This is a genomic window from Streptomyces sp. 6N223, assembly GCF_052246635.1.
GTDB lineage: Bacteria > Actinomycetota > Actinomycetes > Streptomycetales > Streptomycetaceae > Streptomyces.
The window spans coordinates 100,856-124,145 of record NZ_JBQQCA010000014.1 but is presented as its reverse complement, the minus strand read 5'-3'; the positions used below and the strand labels follow the sequence as shown (position 1 = coordinate 124,145).

The following is a 23,290-nucleotide window of genomic DNA, read 5'->3' as shown; positions in this document are numbered from 1 at the left end:
CCCTCGGGCCCCACCCCCGACGGGCGGGCGGGTGGGGGAGACCCGCGCTACTTCGCGTCGGCGTAGCACTCGACCACTGCCGGCGTGAGAGGGAACCTCACCGGCGTCGGCCCGAACGCCGCACGCCCCGCCTCCTCCCCGGCCGCCGGCACCGCCTCGGCGACCGCCGTCGCCTCCCCCTCCGGGCAGTGCACGATCACCTCGTCGTGCTGGAAGAACACCAGCTCCGCCCGCATCCCCGTCAGCCGCCTCCGCAGCGCCGCCAGCATCAGCAGCGCCCACTCCGCCGCGCTGCCCTGCACCACGAAGTTCCGCGTGAACCGCCCTCGCGCCCGCGCCGACGGCGTGCCGCGCGGCCCCGGCACCGGGCCCGGCTCCTCCTCGTCCACGGCACGGCCGCCGGGCTCCACATCCTCCTCCCCGCCGTCGCCGCCCGCCGGCGGGCACGTGCGGCCCAGCCAGGTCCGCACCAGCCGCCCCTCCTCGCCCGCCCGGGCCGCCTCGTCCACGTACGCCACCGCGTCGGGGAAGCGGCGCCGCAGGTCCGCCAGGTGCTTGAGCCCGTCCCCGGAGGTCTGGCCGTATATCGCGCCGAGCAGCGCGAGCTTCGCGTGCGCCCGGTCGCCGGAGAAGCCGCGCAGCGCCAGCGCCGTGTACAGGTCGCCCTCGCCGCCCGCCGCCGCCATCAGCCCCCGGTCCCGGGAGATCGCGGCCAGCACCCGGGGCTCCAGCTGGGCGGCGTCGGCCACCACCAGCCGCCAGCCCGGGTCGGCCACCACCGCCCGCCGCATCACGCGCGGGATCTGCAGCGCGCCCCCGCCGTTGCTCGTCCAGCGGCCGGTCGGTGTGCCGCCCGGCAGGTACTCCGTGCGGAAACGGCCGTCGCGCACCCACTCCCGCAGCCACGACCAGCCGTGCGCGGTGTAGATCCGGTACAGCTTCTTGTACTCCAGCAGCGGCGCCACCGCCGGGTGCTCGACCGCCCCCAGCTCCCACGACCGGGTGGACGACAGCCTGATGCCCGCCCGCGAGAACGCCCTGATGATGTCGGCGGGCAGATCGGGCCGGACCGTCACCCCCTCCCCGAACGCCCGCGATATCCGCTCCGCCAGCTCGGCCAGCCTGCGCGGCTCGCCGCCCCCGGGATACCGCTCGCCCAGCAGCTCCGCCAGCAGTCCGCGGTGGATGTCGGCCCGCCACGGCAGCCCGGCGCGCCTCATCTCGGCCGCCACCAGCATCCCCGCCGACTCCGCCGCCAGCAGCAGCCGCAGCCGCCCGGGGTGCTCGGCGGCATCGGTGCGCGCCAGCTGCCCGGCATACACCTCCATCAGCGCCTGAAGCGGGTCGGCGTCCGCGGGCAGCGGCACCGGGCCCGCCTCGAACAGCGACGGCTGCGCCGAGGCGGGCGCCGACAGCGGCGGGTCCTCCGGCACCGGCAGGCCGCGCAGCCGCGCCCAGGCCGCGCTGAGCGACCGCGGCTCGCCGTACCGCCCCTCGTGGCCCAGCAGCAGCGCCTCCGCCGCCTCCACGTCATAGCACCGCGCCACCCGCACCCCGGACCGCAGCGCCCGCGGATACACCGCGCCCGTGGCCCGCCACACCCACCGCGCCACCTCCGGGTGGGACCGCACCGCCTCGTCCAGCGACGGCCGGGTCACCACCGGCCCCGCCGCCCGGCCGCGCTCGTCCAGCGGGCACAGCCGGACCGAGCCGTCGGCGTACTCCGCCACTGCCCATCTGCCCATGACGCCGAGTCTGGCAGCCGCCACTGACAACGCTCCGAAGCAGCCGCGGGCCGCCGCCGTACTCCCGCCGGAGCAGGCCAGGTGCCGCTGGCCGTACGACGACGCGCGGCCCGCCCGCGACGAGTCTGGAGAGCGACAGGAGCGGCACGGAAGGCAGGGAGCGACGAGGACAGCCGCGCCACCTGCCACAGCGACGCGAAGGAGCGTGACGAGAATGAACACCCTGGCGCACGCCTGGGGAGACGACGGCGGCCCCGGGCCGTGGATCCTGCTGTTCCCGCTGATCTGGGCGGCCATCGTGGTCGGCGCCATCTGGCTGCTGCGCCGCACCGTCTGGCGCGGCGGGCGCGGCCCGTTCGGGCGCGGCCCCGGCGGCGGCTCGCCCGTGGCCCTGCTCGGCCGGCGTTTCGCCGCGGGCGAGATCGACGAGGAGGAGTACCGCCACCGCAGGGCGGTGCTCACCGAGGACGGACGACGAGGAGGAGGCGGCGGGCGCGAGCGGGCGGCGTGAGCGGGCGGCGCGCGTTCGCGCCGTCCACCCTCCGGCGGGATGCCGGACGCGGCGAGGCGTCCGGCACCCCGCCGCCGCGCTCAGCCGCGCTCAGCCGCGCTCAGCCCTCGCCGTCGTCGCCGCCCGCGATCACCAGCTCCGCAAGGTGCGCGGCGATCTCCTCGCGCTCCTCCGGCGGCAGCCCGGCGTCCGTGACGAGCGTGTCCACGTCGTCCAGCGAGGCGAACGAGCTCAGGCCCGTCGTCCCCCACTTCGTGTGGTCGGCCACGACCACCACCCGCCGCGCCGAGCGGATGAAGTGGCGGTTCGTCTCGGCCTCGGCGAGGTTCGGGGTGGACAGCCCGGCCTCCACCGAGATGCCGTGCACCCCCAGGAACAGCACGTCGAAGTGGAGGGAGCTGATCGCGGCGTCCGCGACCGGCCCCACCAGCGCGTCGGAGGGTGTACGCACCCCGCCGGTGAGCACCACCGTCGCCGCCGGCCCGCCCGCGCCCCGGCCGCCCTCCGACAGGTGCTGCGCGTTGTGGAACACGTCCGCCACCCGCACCGAGTTGGTGACCACCGTCAGCTCCTGCACCTCCAGCAGCTGGTGCGCGACGGCGAAGGTGGTCGTCCCGCCCGACAGCGCCACCGCGCTGCCCGGCGTCACCAGCGCCGCCGCCGCCCGCGCGATCTCGCTCTTCGCCGACAGCTCCAGGGACGACTTCGCCTCGAACCCCGGCTCGTGCGTGCGCGCCTCCGCCACCGGAACCGCCCCGCCGTGCACCTTCTCCAGAGCCCCCTGCCGGGCCAGCACGTCCAGGTCACGGCGCACCGTCATGTCCGAGACCTGCAGCATCCGCGTCAGCTCGCTGACGCGGATGCCCCCCCGGCGGCGCACCTCGTCCAGGATCAGCGCCCGCCGCTGCCCGGCCAGCAGGTTCTGGTTGTCGCTCACGGCACTCCTTCAGATTTGCTCGCTCCGGGTCATCCTCGCACGTCCCGGCGACCGTCAACCGGGTGGCGATTGGGTCCCGTTCCGGTCGCGGTTGCGGGTGGACGGGCACGGAAACGCCCCAGGGCGGGCAGAAGACGCGGCAGAGGACAACGGCCGGAAGAGACGCCGGAGGAGAAGGGGACCACGGGTGGACACGGGCGCTGCGCGGCACGGCGGGAACGACGGGGGAGAGGGCCGGGACCCGGCCATGGAATTACTGGTGCACGGGGTGGGCGGCGCCACGCCGCAGGAGATGCTCGCCGACCCGCGCACGACCCGTGTGACCGGCGACGGCACCGCCAGCATCCACCGCCGCACCGACGACCTCGCCGACCGGCCCTGGGACGACGCCGACCCCGTGCGCGAGGCGTACACCTGGTCCGGGCTCACCTCCGGCAACGCCGCCCGGGCGCTGTGGCTGCTGCTCCTGCCCTTCATGGTGGCCAACCTGGCGCACTGGATGCGCCCCGCCGCCAGGGGCGGCCGCCGCACCGCCCGCGCGTACGACATCCTGGTCCGGCTCCTGGCCCTGTCCCTCACCGTGCTGCTGACCGCCGGGGCCTGTGCCGTCTGCCTCGACCTCGTCGCCTGGCAGTGCGCCGGCTCGGACACCTGCGTGGCGGACGCCTCCTGGCTCGGCCCGCTCGAGGCGGGGGAGGGCTGGTGGGGCCAGCCGGGCCGGCGCCTCGCGGTGGCCGCGCTGCCGCCGGCGGCCCTCGTCGGCCTGCTGTGGTGGCTCTCCCGCCGCACCTGGAGCGCGTACGAGTCGGCCTCGCCGCCGCCGCGCCCCCGCGCCGACGCCGAGGGCCGGGCGGCGCTGAGCCTGCCCGGCTTCTGGTATGGGCGGGGCATCGTCTCCCGGCTCCGCGCCGCGCACACCACGGCGGCGCTGCTCACCGTCTGCGCGGCGCTGCTGGCCGCGACCGGGCCGCACGACCGGGGCGCGGACGGCGACGGCGCGCTCGCCGCGTTCGGCTGGCTGCTGGCCGGGCTGGTGGCGGCCGGGATCGTCGCCGTCGCCGCCCAGCAGGCCCGGCACGGCCGCACCGAGGAGAAGATCGACGAGCAGCCGGTGCCGCGCGCCGTCGGCGCGCTGCCGCTCGCGGCCCTCGCGCTGCTGGCGCTGACGGTGGCGCACACCGCGTGGAGCCGCCCCGACTGGGTCACCGCCGGCCGCCACCCCGCCGGGGCCGCGACGTTCCCGGCCCTCGCGGTGGCCCAGGGCGTTCTCGTCGTCGGCGTGGCGCTGGCCGCCCACCGGCTGCACCGGGACACCCCGCGCCCGGACCGCGGCGCGCTGGCGGGCCTCGGCGGCGCGGCCGTGGCGCTGCTGGCGTGCGCGCTCGGCGGCGTGTTCACCGGGGGAGTGACGCAGCGCGTCGCCGACTGGCTCGACCCCTCGGCCGAGCCCGGCGAGCCCGGCGCCGCGATCGCCGGCCCGCCGGTGGTGCTCAGCTGGGAGGCCGCGGCCATCCCCGCGCTGCTGAGCGTCGTGCTGGGCCTGGCCGTCGTCGCCTGGCTGCGCGTCCTCCGCCGCACCCGCCGCCTGGCCCCGGCCGTGCGCGGCCGGTACGCAGACGAGCCCGTCACGCGCCTGGACGAGCGCAGCGAGGACATCGCCGCCGCCCTCGCCCGCGCCGAGCTCACCGACGCCGCGCCGCTGGCCGTCGGCTGGATCACCGGCGCCAGCCTCGTCCTCGGCGTGGCCGCCGTCGCCGGCTCCCTCACCGACGAGACGCCCTCGAAGGCGGCCGACGGCGCCCCCGTGCCGGTGCAGTTCGCCGCCGACGTCTCCCAGCAGCTCGGCTCCTGGCTGCTGGGGATAGGCGTGGTCCTGCTGGTGGCGATGGGCCGACGGGCGTACCGCGACGCGGGGACGCGCCGCACCATCGGCATCCTGTGGGACGTCGGCACCTTCTGGCCGCGCGCCGCCCACCCCTTCGCCCCGCCCTGCTACGCCGAGCGGGCCGTCCCCGACCTCGCGTGGCGCATGTGCACCTGGATCGACGTGGGCGGCGGGCGGTTGGTCATCTCCGGCCACTCCCAGGGCAGCGTGCTGGCGGCGGCGGCCGTCTGGCAGCTCGACGACGCCGCCCGCGCCCGCGTCGCCCTGCTCACCCACGGCTCGCCGCTCACACGCCTGTACGCCCCCTGGTTCCCCGCCTTCTTCGGCCCCTCGGCGCTGCACTCCCTGCACCGGGACATGCCGCGCTGGCGGAACCTGTGGCGCGCCACCGACCCCATCGGCGGCCCGGTCGGCGTCACGGCGACGGGCGGCGCCCCGGTCGACGCCGGTCCGCTGGCCGACCCGCTGCACTACGGGCGTACGCCGCGCTGGCCGCTGCCGGAGCCCGTCCTCGGCCACGCCGACTACGCCGCCGATCCGGCGTACGCCGAGGAGCGCGCCGCGCTCTTCCACCGCACGGCCGCCGGTCCGGTCCAGCTGCCCGCCCAGACGACTCCCCGGACGACTCCGCCGCCGGCGGAGCCGGTGGGCTAGACCCGCCTAGCCCACACCCGCCTTCCCGGTCCCATGGAGCGCCGCGCCCCCCGCGCCCGCGTCCTCGGGCGAGCCCCGCCCCGGCAGGTCCGCCGGGATGAGCAGCGTCAGCTCCTCCGTGCTGGGGTCCGGCAGCCGCGCCACCCGGCCCGCGTGCCGCTCCACCATCGCCTCGAACGTCTGCCGCGCGGTGCGCCCGTTGCCGAACGACGGGCCCCGCTCCAGCCCCGTGAAGTACGCAAGCAGCGCCTGCCGGGTCCCCTCGGCCAGCGCGTACTCCTGCTCGCGCGCCTGCTGCTCGACGATGTTCAGCAGCTCGTCGGGCGCGTAGTCGCCGAAGGTGATGGTGCGGGAGAAGCGCGAGGCCACGCCCGGGTTGGCGGCGAGGAAGCGTTCCATCTCCGAGGTGTAGCCGGCAGCGATCACCACCACCTCGTCCCGGTTGTCCTCCATCAGCTTCACCAGGGTGTCGATCGCCTCCCGCCCGAAGTCGCGCCCGGCGTCCTCGGGGGTGAGGGCGTACGCCTCGTCGATGAACAGCACGCCGCCCCGGGCCCGTTCGAACGCCTCCTGCGTGCGGATCGCGGTCGAGCCGATGTGCTCGCCAACCAGGTCGACGCGGGAGACCTCGACCAGGTGGCCGCGCTCCAGCACGCCCAGCGAGGCGAGGATCTCGCCGTACAGCCGCGCCACCGTGGTCTTCCCGGTGCCGGGGGAACCGGTGAACACCAGGTGGCGGCGGACCGAGGCGGCCTTGAGCCCGGCCTGCCGCCGGCGGCGCCCCACCTCGATCATGTCGATGAGGGCGCGGACCTCGCGCTTGACGGTGGTGAGGCCGACCAGCGCCTCCAACTCGGCCAGCACCTCCTCGGAGGGGCGGGTGGCCACGGCCGCGGCCCCGCCGTCGGCGCCGTCGCCCGCGCCGGGCCCGGACCCCTGACGGGCCGGGGTCGGCGCCCCGGACGGGCCACCGCGGGAGCCGTGGGACACGCCGGAGCCACCGGAGCCACCGGACCCGTGCGGCCCGCCGGTCCCGGCCGCGCCGGGCGACGCGCCGGAGGCCGCCGCGTCCGTGAGGCTCTGCCGCACGTCCGCCCCCGGCTCGGTCGCCTCGTCGCTGCGGCAGTCGGCCAGCACCGGCCCCGCCTCGCTGAAGACGTACCCGCCCCGCGCGCAGCGCTCGGTCCGGCAGCCGGTGAGCTCGCTGCGGCAGCCGTCGATGATGTGGAAGCCGTACCCGCCCGAGCCCGTGATCCGGCAGCGGCGGAACGCGCCCCGGCCCTGCGCCGAGACGTACACCCCGGCCTCGGCGGCCCCGGTCACCGCGCAGTCCGCGACCTGCGGGTCGGCGCCCTTGGTGACGATGACGCCGGTCTTGGCCCGCTCGATCGTGCAGCCCGTCACCGTGCCGCCGCTGCCCGGGTCGCGGAACCACGCGCCGGTGCCCACCTGGTGGATGCGGCAGGCGTCCAGCCGCGCCGTGGCGCCGTCGCTCACCGAGACCGCCGAGCCGCGCACCCGCTCGATCTCGCTGTCCACCACATCGGCGCGGGACCCGGCGTCCAGCACGAACAGCGCGTCCGGCACCTCCCGGACCCGGCAGGACTCCAGCACGGCGGTGGCGCCGTCGCTCACCCACACCGCCGGGTACTCGCCGGTGCTCTCGCCGATCTCGCAGTGGTGGGCGTCGGCGTGGGTGCCGGGATCCCACACGGACATGCCGTTGCGGCCGAAGCGGCTGACGGCCGTGCGGACCAGCGTCAGCACCGAACGCGACCGCAGGTCGAGGGCGTTCTCCGGGATGTCGTGCACCCGGCTGTCGGAGAGGGTCAGCACGGCCTCGGTGTCGAGGGTGACGCCGTCGCCGGTGGTCTCGCTGACGCGGCAGTCGGTCAGGTGGGCGGTGGCGCGCTCGGCCAGCCGCACCCCCGTGCCCCGGGTGCCGTGGATGCCGCAGTCGACCGCCTCCACCGCGCTGCCCTCGCCCGTCACCGACAGCCCGGCGCCGCCGGAGTCCCGGATCCGGCAGCGCTCCAGCCGCAGCTGCACCGGGCCGCGCACCACGACGCCGGGCTGCGCGGACTCGGCGATCTCGCACTCCTCGAACAGGCCCCCCGCGCCGTCGGTGACGCTGATCCCGGCGCCCGCCGGGTTCCTGACGGCGCACCGGCGCACCGTGGGCCGGGCCCGGCCGCGCACCGCTATGCCGGTGGCGGAGCTGGCGTGGACGTCCAGCTCGGTCAGCTCCGGGGCCGTGGTGCCCTCGACGAGCACGGCGGGCGCGGTCGTGTCCTGCCCCTCGATCCGCAGCCGGTGCACGGTCGCCGCGCCGCGCACGGTGAGCGGCACGCCCTCGGGCGGCGCGATGCGGGCCTGGCCGTCCCTGGCCTCCTCCGGGCCGCGCATCGTGACGGCGTGCTCGATCACCAGGTTCTCGCGGTAGACGCCGGGGGCCAGGACGAGCACGTCGCCGTCGGCGGCGGCCGCCAGCGCCTCGGCGACGGTGCCGTAGACGGCGGTCCGGCGCCGCCAGCGCGATGTTCCGGAGTGCGTCACCTGGACCGGGCCCGTTGCCATGGAGTGATCTGCCCCAACCTCGTGCGATAACCGAGCGCCAACACTGGCCGGTCCACGGTAGCGCGCCGCGAGCAGATGGAATGACCGGAGCGGCCCGGCCCAGGAGGGGCGCGCGACGCGGAGCGTGCGCCCCTCTTGTGCTCCTTCACGCTTGCCGGGGTATGCCGCCGGGGCACCCGCCGACGCTCCGGGTCGCCCGTGCGTCATTTCGGAAATGTCCAGCTGCCAATACCCAGATATTCGTCGGCGGAATCCCAGAAATGCGACCCCTTTCGAGTGATTGCCCGCCCCGAGGCGTGGCCGTTAGCTTCGACGCGGCAGTAGCCCCGAACTCCCCGTTGCCACCCGCAGATTGGCGGTGCCTCGCATGACGACTTCCGCAGAGCCGACCCCGCAGAACGAGGCCGTGACCCCTCAGTTGAGCCTGACGACGCAGGCCGCGAAGAATCTGGCGACCACGACCAAGACGCCGCCGCAGATGCAGGAGATCTCCTCGCGGTGGCTCCTCAAGGTGCTGCCCTGGGTGCAGGTCACCGGCGGCACGTTCCGCGTGAACCGCAGGCTGACCTACACGCTGGGAAACGGCCGCGTCGAGTTCGCCGCCACCGGCTCGGAGGTCCGGGTCATTCCCGCCGAGCTCGGCGAGCTGCCCGCGCTGCACGGATACGAGGACGAGGCCGTCCTGGGCGAGCTCGCGGCCGCCTGCGTGCAGCGGGACTTCGCCGCGGGCGAGGAGATCCTCGCCGCCGGCGCCCCCGCCGACCAGGTCGTGCTGATCGCCCACGGCAAGCTGATCAAGCGAAGCCCCGGCCCGTACGACTCCGAGGTCGACCAGGGCGTGCTCGCAGGCGGCGAGTTCTACGGCGACCAGGCGCTGACCCTCGCCGAGCCCGGCACCGTCGAGCACAGCCTCACCGCGCTGACCAGCGGCACCCTGCTGGCCCTCTCCCGCCAGGCGCTGCGGGAGATCGCGGACCGCTCCGAGACCCTGCGCGCCCACCTGACGGCCGCCCTGGCCGCCGCCCCCGCCGGGCAGAACGACGCGGGCGAGGCGGAGATCGCGCTCGCCTCCGGGCACACGGGCGAGCCGGTGCTGCCGGGCACCTTCGTCGACTACGAGCTCGGCCCGCGGGAGTACGAGCTGAGCGTGGCGCAGACGGTGCTGCGCGTCCACACGCGGGTGGCGGACCTGTACAACGAGCCGATGAACCAGGTGGAGGAGCAACTCCGGCTGACCATCGAGGCGTTGCGCGAACGCCAGGAGAGCGAGTTGGTCAACAACCCGGAGTTCGGCCTGCTGCACAACGCCGACCCCCGCCAGCGCATCCACACCCGCGGCGGCCCGCCCACCCCCGACGACCTGGACGAGCTGCTCGCCACCGTGTGGAAGGAACCCAGCGTCATCCTGGCCCACCCCAAGGCGATCGCCGCCTTCGGCCGCGAGTGCAGCAAGCGCGGCATCTACCCCGGCAGCGTCGACGTCGAGGGGCACGCGATTCCCGCCTGGCGCGGCGTTCCCGTGCTGCCGTGCAACAAGATCCCGGTCAGCGAGACCGGCATCAGCAAGATCATGGTCATGCGCACCGCCGAGAAGCAGGGCGTCGTCGGCCTGCACCGCACCGGAATTCCCGACGAATATCAGCCCAGCCTCTCCGTCCGCTTCATGGGAATCAACGAAAAGGCACTCATCTCCTATCTCGTCAGCGCCTACTATTCCGTGGCCGTGCTCGTGCCCGACGCCCTGGGAATTCTCGAGGACGTCGAGATCGGCCACTGAGAAGCCGGGGGGACCGGGCGGCATTTCCGGCGCGCGCCGCGGAGCCGCCCGCGCCGCCTCCACCCCTGAAACCTCGCACGCACCGCCCGACGGAAGGCGCGTTTCCCCATGACATCCCCCCTCACGCCGACGGCGCCGGAACGGCCGGAGCAGCCCAGCAGCCTCGGCACCGCCGCCGCCCGGCGGCTGGCGACCACCACCAAGACACCGCCCCAGATGCAGGGCGTCTCCTCGCGCTGGCTGCTCAGGGTGCTGCCCTGGACCCCGGTGACGGCCGGCACCTTCCGCGTCAACCGCCGCCTCACGCACACGCTCGGCGACGGCCGGGTGGAGTTCCTCGTCTCCGGCTCGGAGGTCCGGGTCATCCCCGCCGAGCTGACCGAGCTGCCCGCCCTGCGCGGCTACGAGGACGCCGAGGCCCTCGAGGCGCTCGCCGCCGCCTGCGTGCAGCGCGAGTACCGCCCCGGCGACGTCCTGGCCGAGGCGGGCACGCCCGTCGCCGAGGTGCTGCTCATCGCCCACGGCAAGGCCGAGAAGCGCGGCCCGGGGGCGTACGACGCCGAGGCCCGCCTCGGCACGCTCGCCGACGGCGACTACGCCGGGGACCAGGCGCTGACCGGGCCGCCCGGCGACTGGCCCTACACCCTGCGCGCCGTGACCCGCTGCACCGCGCTGGCGCTGCCGCTCGCCGAGGTGGAGGCCGTCGCCGAACGCGCCCCCGGGCTGCGGGCGTACCTGGACGACGTGGCCTCCCGCCCCGCACCCGCGAGCAACCGCAGGGGCGAGGCGGAGATCGCGCTCGCCTCCGGGCACACGGGCGAGCCGGTGCTGCCGGGCACCTTCGTCGACTACGACCCCGGCCCGCGCGAGTACGAGCTGAGCGTGGCGCAGACGGTGCTGCGCGTCCACACGCGGGTGGCGGACCTGTACAACGAGCCGATGAACCAGGTGGAGGAGCAACTCCGGCTGACCATCGAGGCGTTGCGCGAACGCCAGGAGCACGAGCTGGTGAACAACCCCGAGTTCGGCCTGCTGCACAACGCCGACCCCCGCCAGCGCATCCACACCCGCGGCGGCCCGCCCACCCCCGACGACCTGGACGAGCTCATCTCCCGGCGCCGCAAGACCCAGTTCCTGCTGGCGCACCCGCGCGCCATCGCCGCGATCGGCCGCGAGTGCAGCAGGCGCGGCCTCTATCCCCACGAGACCGAGCTGGAGGGCGCCCGGCTGCGCTCCTGGCGCGGCATCCCGCTGCTGCCCTGCGACAAGATCCCCGTGACCCGCACCAGCACCAGCAGCGTCATCGCCCTGCGCACCGGGATGGAGAACGAGGGCGTCGTCGGCCTCCACCAGCCCGGCATCCCCGAGGAGATCGAGCCCAGCCTGAACGTCCGCTTCATGGGCGTCAGCGAGCAGGCCGTGATCTCCTACCTCGTCAGCCTCTACTTCTCCGCCGCCGTGCTCGTCCCCGACGCACTGGGCGTCCTGGAGGACGTGGAGGTCTGACGTGCCGGTCCGGCGCGCCCGCCCCGACGGGCCGGGCGCGCCCGCGCGCTAGCGGCCGGGACCCTGCTCCGCCCAGTACCCCTGGTTCGGGTACGGGTGCTGCTGCTGGGCGGGGTAGGGGTTCTGGTACCCGGCGGGCGCCGGGCGCGGCGCCGCGGGCCGGGGCGCCGGGGGCCGCATCTGCTGCGGCGCGGGCGCCTGCGGGGCCTGCGGCCCGGGATACGGCCGGGGCCCGCCCTGCTGCGGCAGGTACGCCGGACCCTGCGGCATGGGCGCCCCGGTCGGAGCCTGGGCGGGCACGGCCGCGGTGGGCACCGGGGCGGGGGCGGGCCGCGTCTGGCGGGCCGGGGTCGCCTGGTAGCCGGGATAGCCGCCCGGCTGCGGATGCGGGGCGCCGGCCGAGGGGCCGGAGGGCAGCGCCGGAAGGGCGGGCAGAGCCGGCTGGGCGGGGGCGGGGGCGTACCCGCCCATCGGCTCATAGGCGGACGGCACCCGGATGGGAGCGATCTGCGGGGTTCCCCGCTCGGCCACCAGACTGTCGTAGATGGGCGTGTCGGGGAAGGACGGCGAGGAGTGGTAGGCACCGCCGTAGGGGCGCGGGGAGGTCATGCCCCATAAGTTAAGCCCACCATGTGCTGGTTGGGGAGACCGATTAGAGGGTCATTTCGCGTGGTTGAGCTGACGGGAGCTGCTCAATACGAAGGAATTCCGGAAAAAACGCCGATGAGCCCCCACAAGATGGCGTATCCGGGGCGGCTTCGGAGGGCCCGGGGGGAGGGTGGCATAGTTGAGGTGCCTGCCACTGAACAGGCGGAGTGACGACGGCCGCCCGACGGGGAGGATCCCTTCCATGCCCACGATGCTCAAAGGTTCGAACGTCCCGGTGACGGCACGGTCGGTCCGTGTCGAGATCGGCTGGCAGACGGCCGCGGGCACACCCGATGTCGACGCCTCGGCGCTGCTGCTGGTCGCGAGCGGCAAGGTCCGCTCCGACGACGACTTCGTCTTCTACAACCAGCCCCGGCACACCTCGGGCGCGGTGCGGCACGAGGGCAAGCAGCCGATGGGGGCCGCCGTCACCGACCGCCTCGCCGTCGACCTGGCCGCCGTCGAGCCCGGCATCGACAAGGTGGTCCTCGCGGCCTCGGCCGACGGCGGGACCTTCGGGCAGGTGCCCGGGCTCCACGTCCGGCTGCTGGACGCCGACAGCGGCGCCGAGGTGGCCCGCTTCGACAGCGGCGACGCCACCAGCGAGACGGCGTTCGTGCTGGGGGAGCTGTACCGCAGGCAGGGCGCCTGGAAGTTCCGCGCCGTCGGCCAGGGGTACGACTCGGGCCTGGCGGGGCTGGCCACCGACTTCGGCATCAGCGTCGACGACGCGCCGCCTCCGGCGCCCCCGGCCCCCGCCGCGCCCGCACCCGCCCCGATGCCCACCGCGGCCCCGGCACCGCCGCCCGCCCCCGCACCGGCCCCGGCTCCCGCGCCGATGCCCGCCGCGCCTCCGCCGCCGGCCCCGGCCCCGGCCCCGTCCGGTGGCCCGGTGCGGCTGAGCAAGATCACGCTCACCAAGAGCGCCCCGTCGGTCTCCCTGTCCAAGCAGGGCGGCACCTCCGGCCGGCTGCGGGTCAACCTCAACTGGCAGCAGCGCGCCCCCCAGCAGCAGAAGCTCGGCTGGAAGGAGAAGATCGCCAAGGCGGTCTCCGGCGGCCTCGACCTCGACCTGTGCGCGCTCTTCGAGCTGACCGACGGCCGCAAGGGCGTCGTCCAGGCGCTGGGCAACGCCTTCGGATCGCTGCACCAGCCCCCGTACATCCACCTCGACGGCGACGACCGCACCGGCGCCGTGGCCACCGGCGAGAACCTCACCATCAACCTCGACCACGCGCGGGAGCTGCGCCGTGTGGTGATCTTCGTGACCATCTACTCGGGCGCCAGCAGCTTCAAGGACATCACCAACGCCATGGTGACGCTCACCCCCGAGCGTGGCGCCCCGATCGAGTTCTCGCTCGACGAGTGCACGGTCGCCTCCCCCGTCTGCGCCCTGGTGCTGCTCACCAACGACGGCAGCGGCGACCTGGTCGTCAACCGCGAGGCCCGGTACCTGGTCCCCGACCGGGGCGTCAGCCCGCAGCGCACCGTCGACTACGCCTACGGCTGGGGCATGCAGTGGACGCCCGGCCGCAAGTAGGCCGCGTGCGGGGCCCCCGCGCGCCCGGCCGGTACGCTGCTGCCCCGTGAAGATCGCGCTCATCGACTCGGGGATCGGCCTGCTGGCCGCGGCCGCCGCGGTCCGGCGGCTGCGGCCCGACGCCTCCCTGGTGCTCTCGGGCGACCCCGACGGCATGCCCTACGGGCCGCGCACCCCCCAGGACATCACCGAGCGGGTGCTCGCCTGCGCCCGCGCGGCCGCCGCCGAGCGGCCCGACGCCCTGATCGTCGCCTGCAACACCGCCTCGACGCACGCCCTGCCGGCGCTGCGGGCCGAACTGGAGCCCGCGGTGCCGGTGATCGGCACCGTCCCCGCGATCAAGTCGGCCGCCGCCGCGGGCGCCCCGCTCGCCGTCTGGGCCACCGCCGCGACCACCGGAAGCCCGTACCAGCAGGGCCTGATCCGCCAGTTCGCCGACGGCGTACCGGCGACCGCGGTGCCCTGCCACGGCCTGGCCGAGGCCGTCGAACGCGCCGACGAGGAGGCCATCAGCGCCGCGGTGAAGGCGGCGGCGGAGCTGACCCCGCCCGGCGTCCGGTCCGTCGTCCTGGGCTGCACCCACTACGAGCTGGTCGCCTCCCGCATCCGCGACCAGCTCGCCTCGGCGGGCGGCGCGCCCGTCACCCTCCACGGCTCGGCCCACGCCGTCGCCGCCCAGGCGCTGCGCCGCGCCGGTGCCGCGCCCGATCCCGGCGCCCCCGCCTCCGGCACCCTGCGCGTCTACGCCAGCGGCCGCCCGGCCGCCCTGCCCGAGGCCGCCCGCGCCTACGCCGAGGCGCTGCTGCTGCCCGCCGACCTGGTCTCGTAGTCTCGGCGCCATGACGACACCCGGCTTCATCCGCGAGCTGCGCGAGAACATCGGCCACCAGCTGCTCTTCCTCCCCGGCGTCAGCGCCGTCGTGCTGGACGACGAGGACCGCGTCCTGCTCGCGCGCCGGGCCGACGACGGCCGCTGGTCGATCATCGGCGGTATCCCCGAGCCCGGCGAGCAGCCCGCCGAGGCCGCCGTCCGCGAGGTCCACGAGGAGACCGCCGTGCGCTGCGTCCCCGACCGGGTGCTGCTGGTCCAGACGCTGCAGCCGGTGCGTTACCCCAACGGCGACCAGTGCCAGTACATGGACACCTGCCTGCGCTGCCGCGCCGTCGGCGGCGAGGCCCGGGTCAACGACGACGAGTCCGTGGAGGTGGGCTGGTTCGCGCTGGACGACCTGCCGCCGCTGCGCGAGTTCGCGCTGACCCGGATCAAGCTCGCCACCACCGACGCCCCCACCTGGTTCGAGCCGGCCTGATCGCCGTCGGGCCCGGCGGACCCGGCGGGCCGGCGTCGGGGCGTCACACCTTGCGGTAGGTGTACGCCTCGCTGGCCGCCGCCGCGACCGCCTTCAGGTCCGCGCCCGCCGAGGCGGTGACCAGCGCGGCCACCGCCCCCTCCACGAACGGGGCGTCCACCAGCCGCGTCCCCGGCGGCAGCTCCTCGTCCTCGGCGAGCATCGCCTGCACGGTCAGCACCGCGCTGCCCAGGTCGGCCAGCACGGCGACCCCGGCGCCCCGGTCGGCGCGCCGCGCCGCCCGGGCGATCAGCTCCGAGCTGGTGCCCAGCCCTCCGTCGGGGGTGCCGCCCGCCGGCTCCACCGGCGCCAGCTCGCCGCCGCCCGCCAGCCCGCGCGCCAGGCTCGCCACGGACTCGGCCACCTCCCGGCTGTGCGAGACCAGCACCACGCCCACCGGGCCGCGCCCTGTCTCAGCCATCCCCGGCCACCTCCCCGGCCTCGTACCCGGCGGCCCGCGCCAGCGCCGCGATCAGCAGCGCCGAGGAGGCCGCCCCGGGGTCCTCGTGCCCGACGCTGCGCTCGCCCAGATAGCTGGCCCGCCCCTTGCGGGCCCGCATCGGCACGGTCGCCGCCGCCCCCTTGGCCGCCGCCTGCCGGGCCGCGTCCCACCCGGGCAGCTCCTCGACCGCGGGCAGCAGCGCGTCCAGCATCGTCTTGTCGCCCGCCGCCGCGCCGCCCAGCCGCGCCACCGCCGCCACCCCCGCGCGCAGCGCCTCGGCGAACTCCCCGGCCGGGACCCGCTCGGCGTCGCCCAGGGCCTTCCCGGAGTTCCGCAGCAGCGTGCCGTACAGCGGCCCCGCGGCTCCGCCGACCGTGGAGACCAGCGTCCGCCCGGCCAGCACCAGCACCGCGCCCGGCGTCGCGGGCGCGTCGCGCTCCAGCGCCGGCAGCACGGCCGCGAAGCCGCGCCGCATGTTGCTGCCGTGGTCGGCGTCGCCGATGGCGGAGTCGAGCGCGGTCAGCCGCTCGGCCTCCCGGTCGATCGCCGCCGCCGCCTCGCCCAGCCAGCCCCGGACGAACGCCGCGTCCAGCGGCTCCGCGTCCTCCGCCATCACGCGCTCCTCTCGCCCCGTCGGCCTCAGCGGCCCCAGCGCAGCCCCGGCGTGCTCACCGGCGCGTCCCACAGCCGCAGCATCTCCTCGTCCACCTGGCACAGCGTCACCGAGGCGCCCGCCATGTCGAGCGAGGTCACGTAGTTGCCGACGAGGGTGCGCGCCACCGCCACGCGCCGCTCGGCCAGCACGCGCTGCACCTCGGCGTTGAAGCCGTACAGCTCCAGCAGCGGCGTGCCGCCCATGCCGTTGACCAGCACCAGCAGCGGCAGCTCGGGCTGTAGGTCCTCCAGCAGCGCGTCCACCGCGACGTCGGCGATCTCGCCGGAGGTCATCATGCCGCGCCGCTCCCGGCCGGGCTCCCCGTGGATGCCGATGCCCAGCTCCAGCTCGCCCGCCGGCAGGTCGAAGGTGGGGCTGCCCTTGGCCGGGGTGGTGACGGAGCTGAGCGCCACGCCGAAGCTGCGCGAGCTGTCCGACGCCCGCTGCGCGACGGCGGTCACCTGCTCCAGCGAGGCCCCCTCCTCGGCGGCGGCGCCGGCCAGCTTCTCCACGAACAGCGTGCCGCCGGTGCCCCGGCGCCCCGCCGTGTAGAGGCTGTCGGTGACGGCCACGTCGTCCTGCACCAGCACCTTGGCGACACGCACGCCCTCGTCCTCGGCCAGCTCCGCGGCCATGTCGAAGTTCAGCACGTCCCCGGTGTAGTTCTTCACGATGAACAGCACGCCCTGCCCGCTGTCCACGGCCGCTGCGGCCCGCACCATCTGGTCGGGGACGGGGGAGGTGAACACCTCGCCGGGGCAGGCGGCGTCGAGCATCCCGGGCCCGACGAAGCCGCCGTGCAGCGGCTCGTGCCCGGAGCCGCCTCCGGAGACGAGCCCCACCTTCTCCGCGACGGGCGCGTCCCGGCGCACGATCACCCTGTTGTCGACATCGACGACCAGCTCGGGGTGGGCCAGCGCCACGCCGCGCAGGGCGTCCGCCACCACGCGCTCCGGTACGTTGATCAGCATCTTCACAGGGCTGTCCTCCTCCATCTAGCATCCACCGGGCCGACCGGTCCTTCGCCAGGTCAGACCGGCGATGGCGGTCAGTCGATCTTGGCGGTCCATAGCGCCCCGAAGCGTGGGCCAACAGTTGCGGCTCGGCGAGCCTCCTCAGGTCAACAGCGTACGGCCTCTGATCCGGCATACACCCTGCGTGTCGCGGACGGCGCGGGGGCGACGGCAGGGAGCAGCCTCCCCGCCCCAACATCACCTACGCGGGAGCGGCGGCAGCCTCCGGTTCGGGCGGGCAACCCCTGCGTCCGTCCGAGTGGTGCCTCGCGTTCATCCGGACAGCACGAGGGCCAGTGCGGACCGGGGCGGGAGGGTCAGGTCGCGGATGACGGCCGATCCACTGACGGCGGACACCTCGAGCCGTGCGGGAACCGGGGGTACGCCGTGAGCGGCTCGGGCGTCGGCCGTGTGGACCGCGGCCGACACCGTTCGGTCGGGAGTGGCCAGGTGCACGAACCGGACCTCCACCTGCTGTGCCGCTGGTGATCCGTTGATGAGGATCGCCCCAGGAGTGCCGCTCGCGTTGACGAAACCGGCGGCGTTCGCGAGGCCGTCGTGGCTGGCCGCGCAGACGGCGAACGGTCCGGCGCCCAGTCCCGCGTCCACGCTGAGCAGGCGGAACGCGCGGGTCTGGGGCCAGAGGGTCGCGTGGGAGCCGTGCCAGTCGTAGATGGCTTGTCTGATGACGGCTCCGCCGGCGTTCTGGTCGGGGTGGAGGGGCACGTTGCCCGGCAGGGCCGACATGAACGCGGCGCCGGCGATGGAGGGGTCGCGGGCCAGCCGGAGGAGGGTGTCGGTGACGAACGGCACCGCGGCTTCTCCCATCACCTCGGGGGCCGAGGTGTCCGCGGCGTAGTTGTGGTTCCATTCGTTGACGTAGACGGGCAGCGCCGGGCGTCCGGCGTCGCTCAGCAGGCGTCGCAGTCCGGCCAGCCGGAGCTGTCCCACGGGATCGGCGCCGTAGCTGTGGATGGAGACGAACTGGAGGTCCGTGGGTGACAGCCCGCGGTCGCGCAGAATTGTTCCGATCGCGCCGAAGTCGCCGCCGTGCCGGTCCTCTCCCGGGCCGCCGACGAGCACGCCGGGATCGGCCTCCCGGACGGCGCGGACGGTCTGCGCGTACATCTGGGCCGCCGCGGCCGCCTGTGACGGGAACGGACTGCCGGTGATGTCGATCATGACGTCGGTCATCGGCTCGTTGAGGATGTCGATGGAGTCGATCTTCGCGGCGCAGCGCCGTACCACCGTGGTGACGATGTGCCGCCAGACGTCCCAGTCGACGGGGATGCCGTTCACCGCGCCGGTGTGGGTGAGCCATCCGGGGACCTGAAGAAGGTTGAGCTGGGTGGTGATCCCGTGTGCCTTCGCGTGGTCGAGCCAGGAGAGTGCTCCCCAGTCCCAGGTGCCGGCGTCCCGCACACCCCCGGTGCCGTCGCGGTACTCCTGCAGGGTGAGTGCGGGAAACGGGGTGTCGAAGAGCCGATTGAGGTGCAGCGTGCCGCGCTGAAAGGTCACGCCCGATGCGGCGAGTTGCGGGTAGACCGCCGCCTGGTGGTCGCGGGAGGGCTCGTTGGACAGGCCGAAGAGCAGCGGGGAGGCGGCCGGGTTGAGGACCGCCGCCATGTCCACCGTGACGAGCGCCGGGGCCGCGTCGGGACGCGGCGTGGCGCGCCGGTGGGAGGTCATGGCAGCTCCAGGGAGTGGTCGTCGTGTGGTGGCGGACCGAGGTGTGCCGGGTCGGGGGTGACGCCGGTGAGGGTGAGGGTGTCCGAGAGGAGACAGGCGTCCCGGTGCGTCCCGCTGTCCCCGTCGGCCGGGGTGAGACGGGGATCGTCCTGGGAGCACCGCGGCTGGGCGTAGGGGCAGCGGGTGTGGAAGCGGCATCCAGGGGGCGGGGAGGCAGGATCGGGCAGGTGGTCGGGGACACGGACCCGGTCGGCGTGGCTGTGCCGGGGGTCGGGGTCGGGCACGGCCGAGAGCAGCGCCTCGGTGTACGGGTGCCGGGGGTTGCGGTAGATCTCGTCGACGGTGGCCTGCTCGATGATCCTGCCGAGATACATGACGGCGACGCGGTCGCACAGATGCTCGACGACGGAGAGGTCGTGGGAGATGAACAGGTACGTCAGTCCGAACTCGTCCTGCAGGTCACGGAGCAGGTTGAGGATCTGGGAACGGACGGACAGGTCGAGTGCGGAGACCGCCTCGTCGGCGATGACGAGGCGAGGCCGGGTGATGAGCGCGCGGGCGATGTTGACGCGCTGGCGCTGGCCGCCGGAGAACGCGTGGGGGTAGCGGTGCATGTACTCCGGACGCAGGCCGACGCGGCGCAGCATGTCCGCGACGCGGTCCTCGAGTTCGGAGCCCTTGGCGAGTTTGTTGACCAGGAGGGGCTCGCCGACGAGTTGGAGCAGGGTCATGCGGGGGTTGAGCGAGGAGTAGGGGTCCTGGAAGACGACGCGGATGTCTCGCCGCAGGGGGCGCAGGGCCCTGTTGCCGAGCGCCGCGACGTCGACGTCGGTTCCGTCGGCGCGGGTGTAGGTGACGCTGCCGGTGGTGGGCCGCTGGGCTCCCGCGATGATGCGTCCCAGGGTGGATTTACCGCAGCCGGACTCACCGACAAGACCGAGGGTCTCCCCGGGCCGGATGGCGAGATCGACGCCGTCCACCGCGCGCACCGGCCGCCCGGCCCTCGTGAGCAGGGTACGGCGGGCCGCGTAGTGCATGGTGACCCCACTCACGCGCACCAGCGTCCCCTCGCCGGGCGCGCGTGGCGGCCCGGGAGCCCGCGGCGCCGAGGGGATGAGTGGCGCGGCGGGCGGGTCCGGTACCGGCCGGGGCGTCGCCGGCCGGTCCGGGAGGACGCAGCGGACGTGGTGATCGTCGCGGATGGCGACGACGGGGGGTGCGTCCTGGTCGCAGACGCCGGGGACGGCCAGCTCGCAGCGGGTGTGGAAGGGGCAGCCGGCGGGGCGGTTGGTGGGGGCGGGTACGGCGCCGCTGATCGCGTCCAGGCGGAGTCTGCGCTGCTGGCCGAGCCGTGGGACGGATCTCAGAAGTGCCTGGGTGTAGGGGTGCTGCGGATGGTGGAAGATCCGGTCCACCGGCCCGTGTTCGACGACCGTTCCCAGGTACATCACCGCGACCTCGTCGGCGATCTCGGCGACCACGCCGAGATCGTGGGTGATGAACAGCATCGACATCCCGGTCTGTTCCTGCAGATCGCCCAGCAGGTCCAGGATGTGTGCCTGGGTGGTGACGTCGAGGGCGGTGGTCGGCTCGTCGGCTATGAGGAGCTCGGGGCGGCAGGCCAGGGCGATGGCGATCATGGCGCGTTGGCACAGGCCGCCGGAGAGCTGGAAGGAGTAGGCGTTCATGCGGGATTCCGGCTGCGGCACGCCGACGCGGCGCAGTGCGTCGATGCCGGCCTCCCAGGCTTCGTTCCGGCTCATGTCGGTGTGCAGCGTGATGCTTTCCACCAGGTGGGCGCCGATGGTGTGCATCGGGGAGAGCGAGGCCATCGGTTCCTGGAAGACCATGGATATCTCGCCGCCACGCACCGCACGGAGCTCCTTTCCTGCGGGGTCCAGGCTCATCAGGTCGACCGGAGCCTGGCGCCCGCCGCCGTGCCAGAGCGCCTGACCGTCGACGATCTCTCCGGGCGGGTCGATCAGCCGCAGGACGCTGCGGGCGGTGATGCTCTTGCCGCAGCCCGACTCGCCGACGACCGCCACGGTACGCCCGCGGGGCAGGTCGAGATCGACGCCGTCGACGGCCCTGACGGTGCCTTCGTGGGTGGTGAAGTGGGTCTTGAGGTTCCGCAGGCGCAGCAGGGGTGAGGGGTCTTCGGTCTGGTGCATGGGGTCTCCCGGCGGGACGGCTCGCGTGGTCATGTGCGGTACGGGTCGGCGGCGTCGCGCAACCCGTCGCCGAGGAAGTTCATGGAGAGGACGACGATCACGACGGCGACGCCTGGGAAGAGCAGCCAGGGCGCGGTGGAGACGGCACGGACGTTCTGCGCCTCCTGCAGCAGGACGCCCCAGCTGACCTCGGGAGACTGAATCCCCAGGCCGAGGAAGGACAGCGCGGTCTCCGCGAGGATCATGCCGGGGATGGACAGGGTGAGCGATGCGATCAGGTGGCTGCTGAACGACGGCAGCATGTGCCGGAAGATCACCCGTGGCGCCGAGGAGCCGTCCAGCCGGGCGGCGGTGACGAACTCCTCCTGTCTCAGGGACAGGAAGCGTCCACGGACCACCCGCGCGAGGTCGGTCCAGGCGATGATGGAGACGATGACGGTGATGGCGAAGTAGCGTTGCAGCGCGTCCCAGCTGCCCGGGAGGGCGGCGGCGAGCCCCAGCCACAGGGGCAGGGTGGGGATGGACATGAAGAACTCGACGATGCGCTGGATGACGGTGTCGGTCTTGCCGCCGACGTAGCCGGAGATGCCGCCCAGCGTGACCCCGATGACGAACGCCACGGCCACGCCGAGCAGACCGATGGACAGCGAGATCTGCGCCCCGTGGATGATCAGGGAGAGCACGTCGCGTCCCGTGCTGTCGGAACCGAGCAGGAACATGGGCTGATCAGGGTCTGCGGGGCCGATGAGATGAATGTCCGTCTCGAACAGGCCCAGGAAGCTGTAGGGCTCACCGCGGGCGAACAGGTGCACCGGGATGCGGGTGTCCTCGTCCTCCGTCCACGTGATCTCGAACGTCTCGGGGTCCTGCTCGCTCTCCAGGCCGTTCACGTACAGGCCCAGGTCGATGTCCCCGTCCTCGTCGCGCGAGAAGAAGTGGAGTTGCTGAGGCGGGGCGTAGGTGTAGGGGGCGTTGCGGTAGTCGCTGGAGAAGGGGGCGAGGAAGCCGCCGAAGAGCGCCATGAGGTAGAACAGGCCGGTGACGACGAGCCCGGCCATGGCCAGCCGGTGGCGGCGGAACGCCCGCCACACCAGCGCGCGCTGCGGGACGGCCGCCAGGTGCTCGGCGTCCGGGGCCGGGGTTTCGGTCGGCGTGCGCCGGCGGAGGATTCGTCCGGTGATGGTCATCGAGCCACTCCTCACGCCAGCCCGAGGCGGACGCGCGGGTCCAGCCAGGCGAGGGCGATGTCCGAGATGAGCGTGCCGACCACGGTCAGTGTGCTCACGATGAGAATGATCGAGCCGGCCAGGAACATGTCCTGGCTGGTCAGGGCGCGCACGAGCAGCGGCCCGGTGGTGGGCAGGGCGAGGACCTGGGCCACGATGACCTCGCCGGAGACCAGGCCGGGAAGGACCCACCCGATGGTGGAGAAGAAGGGGTTGAGCGCGACCCGCAGGGGATACTTCAGCAGCAGTTTCCGCTCCGGAACGCCGCGCGCGCGGGCGGCGACGACGTAGGGCCGGTGGAGTTCGTCCAGCAGATTGGCCCGCATGATGCGGATGAGGCCGGCCGTCCCGGCGGCGCCCAGCACGACGACCGGGACCCAGAGGTGCTGCAGCAGGTCCAGCAGCTTGCCGAGGTTCCATCCGGCGTCGGCGAACTCGGCGGAGTACAGTCCGCCGACGGGCTGGTCGAAGAAGGTGGCGCCGAGCCAGATCAGGATCAGGGCCAGCATGAAGCTGGGGATGGCGAGGCCCAGGAAGCCGATGAAGGTGACCAGGTAGTCGCCGATCGAGTACTGCCGGACCGCGGAGTAGACGCCGATGGGCAGTGCGACGATCCAGGTGAACAGCAGGGTCGCGACCGCCAGGATCACCGTGGCCGGCAGCCGCTCGGCCAGGAGCTGGGACACCGGCTGGTTCCACTCGAAGGAGGTGCCGAAGTCTCCGTGGAGCAGGATGTTCCTCATCCACTTCCCGTACTGGACGAAGAAGGGGTCGCCCAGGCCGTAGCGTTCGCTGAGTGCGTCGACCTGGGCCTGGCTGACGGCCTGTCCTGACTGGGTGAGCCCCTGGACGTAGGTGGTCAGGTAGTCGCCCGGTGGCAACTGGATGATCCAGAAGGACACCACGGAGATCCCGAACAGCACGGGGATCATGTACAGGACGCGGCGCAGCAGATATCCGAGCAT

General features: G+C 74.3%; 18 protein-coding genes. 7 read left to right on the top strand and 11 right to left on the bottom strand.

The features are described 5' to 3' along the window. Window positions 1–47 precede the first annotated feature (47 nt). Window positions 48–1,745: a bifunctional 3'-5' exonuclease/DNA polymerase gene (locus ACTWQH_RS11890; RefSeq protein WP_443286419.1), complete on the bottom strand. Its 1,698-nt coding sequence runs from the start codon at window positions 1,743–1,745 to the stop codon at window positions 48–50. Between the two features lie 214 nt (window positions 1,746–1,959). Between ACTWQH_RS11890 and ACTWQH_RS11885 the strand changes: the two genes are divergently transcribed. Then, a complete protein-coding gene (locus ACTWQH_RS11885) occupies window positions 1,960–2,256 on the top strand; it encodes an SHOCT domain-containing protein (protein WP_443286418.1) in 297 nt (98 codons plus the stop codon). Window positions 2,257–2,356: 100 nt separating this feature from the next. Here ACTWQH_RS11885 and ACTWQH_RS11880 read toward each other — a convergent pair whose 3' ends face one another. Then, entirely contained in the window at window positions 2,357–3,193 is an 837-nt protein-coding gene (locus ACTWQH_RS11880) for a DeoR/GlpR family DNA-binding transcription regulator (protein WP_443286417.1), read from the bottom strand. A gap of 247 nt (window positions 3,194–3,440) precedes the next feature. Here ACTWQH_RS11880 and ACTWQH_RS11875 point away from each other — a divergent pair, with 247 nt between their 5' ends. After that, complete coding sequence (locus ACTWQH_RS11875; protein ID WP_443286416.1) at window positions 3,441–5,732, top strand: hypothetical protein; 2,292 nt, start codon at window positions 3,441–3,443, stop codon at window positions 5,730–5,732. Window positions 5,733–5,738: 6 nt separating this feature from the next. Here ACTWQH_RS11875 and ACTWQH_RS11870 read toward each other — a convergent pair whose 3' ends face one another. Then, the gene (locus tag ACTWQH_RS11870) at window positions 5,739–8,309 is read right to left on the bottom strand and encodes a right-handed parallel beta-helix repeat-containing protein (RefSeq protein WP_443286415.1); all 2,571 of its coding nucleotides are present in this window, start codon (window positions 8,307–8,309) and stop codon (window positions 5,739–5,741) included. A 367-nt stretch (window positions 8,310–8,676) separates the two neighbouring features. On the opposite strand from ACTWQH_RS11870, the gene ACTWQH_RS11865 reads away from it, so the two are divergent. Further along, on the top strand, window positions 8,677–10,086 hold the full coding sequence (locus tag ACTWQH_RS11865) for a family 2B encapsulin nanocompartment shell protein (protein WP_443286414.1): 1,410 nt from the start codon (window positions 8,677–8,679) through the stop codon (window positions 10,084–10,086). Between the two features lie 108 nt (window positions 10,087–10,194). Beyond that, window positions 10,195–11,592, top strand: coding sequence for a family 2B encapsulin nanocompartment shell protein (locus ACTWQH_RS11860; RefSeq protein WP_443286413.1), 1,398 nt, complete (start codon window positions 10,195–10,197; stop codon window positions 11,590–11,592). Window positions 11,593–11,640: 48 nt separating this feature from the next. On the opposite strand, the gene ACTWQH_RS11855 is transcribed toward ACTWQH_RS11860, so the two are convergent. Next, complete coding sequence (locus ACTWQH_RS11855) at window positions 11,641–12,201, bottom strand: DUF6643 family protein (protein WP_443286412.1); 561 nt, start codon at window positions 12,199–12,201, stop codon at window positions 11,641–11,643. Window positions 12,202–12,451: 250 nt separating this feature from the next. Between ACTWQH_RS11855 and ACTWQH_RS11850 the strand changes: the two genes are divergently transcribed. From ACTWQH_RS11850 to ACTWQH_RS11840, 3 genes are read left to right on the top strand one after another with little or no spacing between them, the layout of a single operon-like run. After that, window positions 12,452–13,780: a TerD family protein gene (locus tag ACTWQH_RS11850; protein ID WP_443286421.1), complete on the top strand. Its 1,329-nt coding sequence runs from the start codon at window positions 12,452–12,454 to the stop codon at window positions 13,778–13,780. A 46-nt stretch (window positions 13,781–13,826) separates the two neighbouring features. After that, complete coding sequence (locus ACTWQH_RS11845) at window positions 13,827–14,609, top strand: glutamate racemase (protein WP_443286411.1); 783 nt, start codon at window positions 13,827–13,829, stop codon at window positions 14,607–14,609. Window positions 14,610–14,619: 10 nt separating this feature from the next. Continuing rightward, window positions 14,620–15,090: an NUDIX hydrolase gene (locus ACTWQH_RS11840; protein WP_443286410.1), complete on the top strand. Its 471-nt coding sequence runs from the start codon at window positions 14,620–14,622 to the stop codon at window positions 15,088–15,090. Between the two features lie 43 nt (window positions 15,091–15,133). Here the strand turns inward: ACTWQH_RS11840 and ACTWQH_RS11835 are convergent, their stop codons facing one another. The 7 genes from ACTWQH_RS11835 to ACTWQH_RS11805 all read right to left on the bottom strand — a co-directional run bounded on the left by ACTWQH_RS11835 (window position 15,134) and on the right by ACTWQH_RS11805 (window position 23,290). Continuing rightward, window positions 15,134–15,550, bottom strand: a complete 417-nt coding sequence (locus ACTWQH_RS11835; RefSeq protein ID WP_443286409.1) for a PTS-dependent dihydroxyacetone kinase phosphotransferase subunit DhaM — start codon at window positions 15,548–15,550, stop codon at window positions 15,134–15,136. Further along, the gene (dhaL, locus tag ACTWQH_RS11830; RefSeq protein ID WP_443286408.1) at window positions 15,543–16,184 is read right to left on the bottom strand and encodes a dihydroxyacetone kinase subunit DhaL; all 642 of its coding nucleotides are present in this window, start codon (window positions 16,182–16,184) and stop codon (window positions 15,543–15,545) included. Before dhaL ends, ACTWQH_RS11835 begins: the two co-directional genes overlap by 8 nt. A gap of 26 nt (window positions 16,185–16,210) precedes the next feature. Next, a complete protein-coding gene (gene dhaK, locus ACTWQH_RS11825) occupies window positions 16,211–17,203 on the bottom strand; it encodes a dihydroxyacetone kinase subunit DhaK (RefSeq protein ID WP_443286407.1) in 993 nt (330 codons plus the stop codon). Between the two features lie 309 nt (window positions 17,204–17,512). After that, on the bottom strand, window positions 17,513–18,928 hold the full coding sequence (locus ACTWQH_RS11820) for a hypothetical protein (protein WP_443286406.1): 1,416 nt from the start codon (window positions 18,926–18,928) through the stop codon (window positions 17,513–17,515). Continuing rightward, complete coding sequence (locus tag ACTWQH_RS11815; RefSeq protein WP_443286405.1) at window positions 18,925–21,099, bottom strand: ABC transporter ATP-binding protein; 2,175 nt, start codon at window positions 21,097–21,099, stop codon at window positions 18,925–18,927. Before ACTWQH_RS11815 ends, ACTWQH_RS11820 begins: the two co-directional genes overlap by 4 nt. Before the next feature lie 29 nt (window positions 21,100–21,128). After that, window positions 21,129–22,286 carry an ABC transporter permease gene (locus ACTWQH_RS11810; protein WP_443286404.1) on the bottom strand — a complete coding sequence of 386 codons (1,158 nt, stop codon included), beginning with the start codon at window positions 22,284–22,286 and terminating at the stop codon, window positions 21,129–21,131. An 11-nt stretch (window positions 22,287–22,297) separates the two neighbouring features. Further along, window positions 22,298–23,290, bottom strand: a complete 993-nt coding sequence (locus ACTWQH_RS11805; RefSeq protein ID WP_443286403.1) for an ABC transporter permease — start codon at window positions 23,288–23,290, stop codon at window positions 22,298–22,300.